The 4,207-nt window shown below is 40.3% G+C and carries 2 protein-coding genes and 1 pseudogene; 1 reads left to right on the top strand and 2 read right to left on the bottom strand.

Annotated elements, in window-relative coordinates; all coding sequences use genetic code 11:
• A pseudogene (locus EA341_RS00600) lies at positions 1 to 1,762 on the bottom strand (heme-binding protein); the annotation flags it as partial.
• Between the two features lie 330 nt (positions 1,763 to 2,092).
• Here EA341_RS00600 and EA341_RS00595 point away from each other — a divergent pair.
• Positions 2,093 to 2,869, top strand: coding sequence for an SDR family oxidoreductase (locus EA341_RS00595; RefSeq protein ID WP_293010741.1), 777 nt, complete (start codon positions 2,093 to 2,095; stop codon positions 2,867 to 2,869).
• A 225-nt stretch (positions 2,870 to 3,094) separates the two neighbouring features.
• Here the strand turns inward: EA341_RS00595 and EA341_RS00590 are convergent.
• On the bottom strand, positions 3,095 to 4,207 hold a 1,113-nt coding region (locus EA341_RS00590), incomplete at its 5' end, for a restriction endonuclease (protein ID WP_293010740.1).

Raw genomic sequence — 4,207 nt, 5'->3', positions numbered from 1 at the left:
TCTTATGGCTATGCGGAATAATCATACAATTGGCTTCATGCAGAAGATTGCTCAACTTTTTGGCATGGTCAGGATTATCCATCCTTGCCAGTTGGCTGATTCCGACTATGGCATTTACCCTTGCCAATTGATTTTCTTTTTGGTCTATAGCTTTTTGAAAAACTGCAGCGCCTTTATCCCCTCTTCTGGCCAATTCAAACTGGGCTTTCCTACGGATACGCAGGTCCTCAAACATCAAATGGTCCAAAAGCTCATCCTCTGACATCTTTTTGTAATCCAGAACTATCCTTCTTTGGGTTTCTTTTCTGGCTTCCCAGTTTTTTCCTTCATCATCATCCAGCTTCCAAATCCTGCCATAATTTTTATTACCCCATCCATTGATCCAGTCAGCAGCATAAATGGCTCCATCAGGCCCAAAATCTATTCCAGTAGGCAACATCTGTGATTGGATCATCTCCGTTTCTGCAAGTTCAAAAGTAGCTCCCTGAGGCTTAAGTTTGAATGCGTGTATGCCTGACCTTGCAGGATTACCCACAAACTCTACAACGAAAAATGTATTTTTCCACCTTGGTGCCATGGCTGTTCCGGGATTGTATATCATTCCTGTAGGACCATTGACATAATTGATGATCGGTGGAGTGATATAAGCTGCTTGTCCCTCATGTCGAGGAATATACATTTTTTCGTCCATCCAGACTTTATACGTATTGTTATTTGGGTCTCGGTATTTACCAAACTGCCAATTGATTCTCCAACCGGTATCTGATCCATTGACCAGGTAAACAAGCCTTTCACTCTCTCCTCTGTGATCTCCGTCATTGTCGACCGATATCAGGTTATTGTATTCATCAAAAACAAACTCATGCGTATTCCTTACACCCATGGCGAACACTTCAAAGTCTGAGCCATCCGGATTTGACCTTACCACCACACCCCTGTTGGGGTATTTCCACTGTTTTCCGTCTTGATCCACACCATTAAAACCAATATCTCCGATGGCCCAATAAATCCTGCCATCAGGTCCTACTTTGGCACCGGACATGCCATGGGCACCAAAACCAATATGTATTCCATAACCATGGGAAATACTTGTTTTTTCGTCCATCAGCCCATCACCGTTTTTATCTCTCAACCTCCACATATCGGGACCCACTCCTACAAAAAGATCTCCTTCGTGTTTGAGGACTGCAGCTGCAATGTCTGTAACTTCTTCATGAAAATCTTCTATAACCCTCTGAGACCAATCGGCCAGACCATCGCCATTGCTATCCTTGATTCTGTAAACAGATTCTTTGATCTCCAGCATATCCCGCCAATCGTGCGAACCATCATTGTTATAATCTTTAAGCCATGTGTTTTTCTCCGAGTTTTCAGGAGAAAGCTCCTTTCTCAAAAAAGCCCTTTTTTCTTCTATATCCTGAAGGGAAATGGATTCAATCTCCCAATCCTGATGACCTCGGATATCGAATTCCACTTTTCCAAGTCTTCCTGAACTTGTATAATACAATGAACCATCCTCATCCATGCTGATGGAAATGGGATCAATAATCATTGAATCTACAGCCCAAATAGACATCGAGAGTCCTTCCGACAGTTGGGGGTTCATAGTAGCCTCAATTTCAGAAGCCATTTTACGGACTTCGTCGTGATCCATTTGGATGATGTGAAGTTCTTCTGGGGATTTACTTTTTTCCTGGCAGGCAAAAGCCATTACAAAAAGTGCAGGTAAGATCCACCTGCCACAATGCATTTTAGGTTTCATAGGTTTATAGTCAATCGATTGAAATCATTTTCAATATACCAAAAAACTAAAAAAAGCAATTTCAAAAATCAGCAAAGGGAAAAAGAGTGTGGTGAATGGAAAAGATAAGTATTAGGTCAGGGTAAGGAATACTTTTTTGTCGGAAGCGATTTTCAACATCATTCTTGGGTCTGCCTATCCCTCGTTTCATTACTTTTGGTAGAAAAGATTGATGATCACCAGGTTCTGAAGTGTTGATGCCAGAAACCTTTCGTAAAATACTTTTTTGTATATTTCCGGAGTTAAGGGTACCTATTTCAATGGGATTTTCACCTTTAAAAAACCTCACTTATGGATTTGAAAATCAGTCAACAGCAATTTATTATTTGTGGAGCAAGCAGCGGATTTGGGGAAGCCATAGCCCGGCAACTTTTAAATGAAGGGGCACGGGTGGTACTTGTGGCCCGCAGAGGAGATTTGCTACGCGATAAATTTTCAGATTTTGCTGGTAGCACGGAAATAATCGAAGGCAGTGTGACGGATTCAGATACCCTTGATAAAATCGTTGAAACGGCAAAAAAAGCTGATTTTCATGGAATTTTTTTAAATGCTGGAGGCCCTCCTACTGGTACACCTCTCCAAACCAAGATGGATGATTGGGATGCTGCCTGGCCACTGGTCATGCGCTGGAAAATTGACCTTTCCTTACGCATCGCTCCCCTATTGGTAGAGAAAGGTTATGGCAGAATATTATTTCTGGAAAGTCAATCCGTAAAGCAACCCATTCCTGCTTTGGCCTTGAGTAATTCTTTTAGGGCTGCAGTGGTCGGATTTGCCAAAAGTCTTGCGGTTGAAATTGCGCCAAAAGGCGTCACAGTCAATGTTTTGGCCCCCGGTTCCCATGATACTCCTGCGATTGACCGCGTCATCAAAAACAACAGCAATAATCAAGGCATCAGTTATGAAGAAGCTAAAAAAGAACTGGCGGATAAAGTTCCGGTTGGCAGATTAGGTCAGGCTGAAGAACTTGCATCTTTGGCTGCGTGGCTGCTATCCCCGCACAGTAGTTATATCACAGGCCAGACCATCAGCCACGATGGCGGAGTGATTTCAGGTATTTTTGGGTAGCAATATTAGGGGATTGACATTCAAGATCAATAAACTCATTGATTACTCCTCCTCGAAATTCAAACCCATCTGTGAAAATCAGTGGTAGTAAACGTATGCAGGATTCCCGTAAAGTTTTTATTAACCACAGATGGTAAGGATAGGCACAGATGATCTATATTCTGTAAACTATTCATGTAATTGCAATAATAAATTCTTCTTCTACCCAATTGGATTCTTCTACAATTATGAAATCCATAATTTAACCTTATCACAAATATCCTCCTGCCATTTTCTTACATCCATAACCACAGGTAAAAAAATCAAAGAACACTCAAAAGAAGAATCCAACTTCTGATCTTCAATATCTACATATTTTCCAGACATAGGATTGAAATCACCTGGATAAAGTAAAGCCACTTTCTCTGCTTTGAAGTAGTGATGGTAGGCATACATCTGCCGGACGTCTTCTACGGACGGTTTGTTGTCTTTGAGCATTTTCCATTTGGTATCGAATACGAAAGTTTGTTTGCCTTTGATAATCCTGATATCAGGTCGGATTGTTCGTCTTTGACCAATAGTTGGATTCCAGAAAAATTTTTTGTTTTGGGCGAAAACCTGAATATCCTTATGTTTTTTCAAACTGATATAAACAAACTTTTCCCAAAGCAGATTCATGTCAAACATCAAGGCCAAAACATGATTTTTGCCTTTACTTAAATCCGGATGAAAACGAAGCAACAATAACTTACTGATCTCCAATGCTTTTTGGTAAGTATATGTTTTTCTATTTAGAATTAGTCGGTCAAAGGTACTTTCGGAAACCCTAATATCAGGCATCTCAGGAAAATGAAGCATAAGTGCTCCTATCCTGCTATACAAGGCAGAGTTGGTATTGATTAATTTGAGCAAACGGAGAGCCTTGTACAGGATAAAGTGAATAGTATGAGATACATCATACACATTATACTTTACAAAAAAGCGCTCCTGATGGACCAGGTTATACTGAATATGCTTCCCAAACTGCAAACTGCCTTTTAAAGCGTTTATATTCCCATTTACCTTTCTGTATTTTTTAATCAAACCTGAATGAAGAAGATATTCGACTTCTTTGATGAAAATCTCAAAATACAGGTCAAGGATAGTATTGGATTTTAGATTGAGGCTACTTAAACTTGGAGATTTTACATCAAAACCATGGACTGTTTTTAGCATTCCTATGAGGACCTTTCTCCATTTATCTTCAGAGACTTGATCCTTTAGATTCTTGTCCGCTTTGGGTAAGACTTCTACTTGTGTATTGCCTACCTGAATAACACCTACAAACTCTTTGAAGCGAATACCATTATGAATAAGGTC

This window comes from Mongoliibacter sp. (assembly GCF_007692705.1).
Taxonomy (GTDB): domain Bacteria; phylum Bacteroidota; class Bacteroidia; order Cytophagales; family Cyclobacteriaceae; genus Mongoliibacter.
Note: the sequence above shows the minus strand (reverse complement) of the source record. Positions and strands in the feature narration are given on the sequence as shown.